The sequence below is a fragment of the Solimonas marina genome (genome assembly GCF_012241385.1).
GTDB classification, from domain to species: Bacteria; Pseudomonadota; Gammaproteobacteria; order Nevskiales; family Nevskiaceae; genus Solimonas; species Solimonas marina.
In genome coordinates, this window is sequence record NZ_JAAVXB010000024.1 from 1 (window position 1) to 3,130 (window position 3,130).

The 3,130-nt window shown below is 52.6% G+C and carries 2 rRNA genes; both read right to left on the reverse strand.

Annotated elements, in window-relative coordinates:
* Positions 1–44 precede the first annotated feature (44 nt).
* Positions 45–159 (reverse strand): 5S ribosomal RNA (rrf, locus tag G7Y82_RS21055).
* Positions 160–284: 125 nt separating this feature from the next.
* Positions 285–3,130, reverse strand: a 23S ribosomal RNA gene (locus G7Y82_RS21060); the annotation flags it as partial.

Here is a 3,130-nt window from a genome sequence, read left to right on the forward strand (position 1 = left end):
AAAAAACCCCGATGCATTCGCATCGGGGTTCGTTGTGTTTAAGACCCTGGCAGTGTCCTACTTTCACATGGCAGCTGCCACACTATCATCGGCGCTAAGTCGTTTCACTTCCGTGTTCGGAATGGGAACGGGTGGTTCCAACTTGCTATGGCCGCCAGGGAAACTGGTTGGAAAATCGGCCCGCACTGGCGGATCGCTTTTCCGAATTCGGCTTTTGTAGTTGAACACCGAGGTCATTATCTCAATGCCTCAGATACTTAACGGTAAAAATGCTTGAGCGTTATATGATCAAGCCGCACGAGCAATTAGTACACGTTAGCTTCACACATTACTGCGCTTCCACACCGTGCCTATCAACCTTGTGGTCTACAAGGGCTCTTTAGGGGACTCAAGTCCCGCGAGATCTCATCTTGAGGTGGGCTTCCCGCTTAGATGCTTTCAGCGGTTATCCCGTCCGTATATAGCTACCCAGCGATGCCACTGGCGTGACAACTGGAACACCAGAGATACGTTCCACCCGGTCCTCTCGTACTAAGGTGAACTCCTCTCAAATCTCGAACGCCCACGGCAGATAGGGACCGAACTGTCTCACGACGTTCTGAACCCAGCTCGCGTACCACTTTAATCGGCGAACAGCCGAACCCTTGGGACCGACTACAGCCCCAGGATGTGATGAGCCGACATCGAGGTGCCAAACACTGCCGTCGATATGGACTCTTGGGCAGTATCAGCCTGTTATCCCCGGAGTACCTTTTATCCGTTGAGCGATGGCCCTTCCATACAGAACCACCGGATCACTTAGACCTACTTTCGTACCTGCTCGACTTGTTTGTCTCGCAGTCAAGCTAGCTTATGCCTATGCACTCAAAAGCGCGATTTCCGACCGCGCTGAGCTAACCTTCGCACTCCTCCGTTACTCTTTGGGAGGAGACCGCCCCAGTCAAACTACCCACCATACAATGTCCCTGTCCCGGATAACGGGACGAGGTTAGAATTTCAAGTTTATCAGGGTGGTATTTCAAGGTTGGCTCCACCAAAGCTAGCGCCCTGGTTTCAATGCCTCCCACCTATCCTACACAAATAAACTCAAAATCCAGTGTAAAGTTATAGTAAAGGTTCACGGGGTCTTTCCGTCTTGCCGCGGGAACACTGCATCGTCACAGCGATTTTAATTTCACTGAGCCTCGGATGGAGACAGTGGGGCGATCATTACACCATTCGTGCAGGTCGGAACTTACCCGACAAGGAATTTCGCTACCTTAGGACCGTTATAGTTACGGCCGCCGTTTACTGGGGCTTCGATCAAGAGCTTTGGCTTGCGCCTGACCCCATCACTTAACCTTCCAGCACCGGGCAGGTGTCAGACCCTATACGTCCACTTTCGTGTTTGCAGAGTCCTGTGTTTTTGATAAACAGTTGCCACCCCCTCTTCACTGCGGCCTGCTTGCGCAGGCGTGCCTTCTCCCGAAGTTACGGCACTATTTTGCCGAGTTCCTTCATCCGAGTTGTCTCAAACGCCTTAGGATACTCTCCTCGCCCACCTGTGTCGGTTTCGGGTACGGATTCCTGATGCCTGAAGCTTAGAGGTTTTTCTTGGAAGCGGGGTATCAAGTACTTCGCCGCAATTGCGGCTCGTCATCACCTTTCAGAATTGATTCCCCGGATTTGCCTAAGGAACCTTCCTACGGGCTTAAACTACCATCCAACAGGCAGCTACCCTAACCTTCTCCGTCACCCCATCGCAGCATCAGCAAGTACTGGAATATTAACCAGTTTTCCATCGACTACGCCTCTCGGCCTCGCCTTAGGATCCGACTCACCCAGCGCCGATTACCGTTGCGCTGGAACCCTTGGGCTTACGGCGAACGGGTTTTTCACCCGTATTGTCGTTACTCATGTCAGCATTCGCACTTCTGATACCTCCAGCAGACCTTACGATCCACCTTCACAGGCTTACAGAACGCTCCTCTACCACGCACACCTAAGTGTGCATCCGCAGCTTCGGTACACCGCTTGAGCCCCGTTACATCTTCCGCGCGGGCCGACTCGACCAGTGAGCTATTACGCTTTCTTTAAAAGATGGCTGCTTCTAAGCCAACTTCCTGGCTGTCTCTGCCTTCCCACATCGTTCACCACTTAGCGGTAATTTGGGGACCTTAGCTGGCGGTCAGGGCTGTTTCCCTTTTCACGATGAAATTTAGCTCCCACCGTGTGTCTCCCACGATTGCACTTGCAGGTATTCGGAGTTTGCAACAGCCGGGTAGATCCTTGTGGACCCCCCAAACCGTGACAGTGCTCTACCCCCTGCAGTGAGACGTGAGGCGCTACCTAAATAGCTTTCGAGGAGAACCAGCTATCACCCGCCTTGATTAGCCTTTCACTCCTATCCACAGCTCATCTCCGTCTTTTTCAACAGACGTGAGTTCGGGCCTCCATTGTGTGTTACCACAACTTCACCCTGGCCATGGATAGATCGACGGGTTTCGGGTCTACTCCCAGCAACTATTCGCCCTATTAAGACTCGGTTTCCCTACGGCTCCCCTATACGGTTAGCCTCGCTACTGAGAAGTAAGTCGCTGACCCATTATACAAAAGGTACGCCGTCACCCCGAAGGGCTCCGACTACTTGTACGCATCCGGTTTCAGGTTCTATTTCACTCCCCTCTCCGGGGTTCTTTTCGCCTTTCCCTCACGGTACTGGTTCACTATCGGTCGACAACGAGTATTTAGCCTTGGAGGATGGTCCCCCCATGTTCAGACAAGGTTTCACGTGCCTCGCCTTACTCGATTTCACTCTCTATGTCCTTTCGCATACGGGGCTATCACCCACTATGGCCGGCCTTTCCAGACCGCTCTGCTAAAACATAAAAAGCTTAAGGGCTGCTCCGCGTTCGCTCGCCACTACTTGCGGAATCTCGGTTGATTTCTTTTCCTTCAGGTACTTAGATGTTTCAGTTCCCTGAGTTCGCCTCCGCAACCTATGTATTCAGTTACGGATACCGCAAAAGCGGTGGGTTGCCCCATTCGGAAATCCGCGGGTCAAAGCTCGTTTGTCAGCTCGCCGCGGCTTATCGCAGACTACTACGTCCTTCATCGCCTGTTGTCGCCAAGGCATCCACCAGATGCGCTT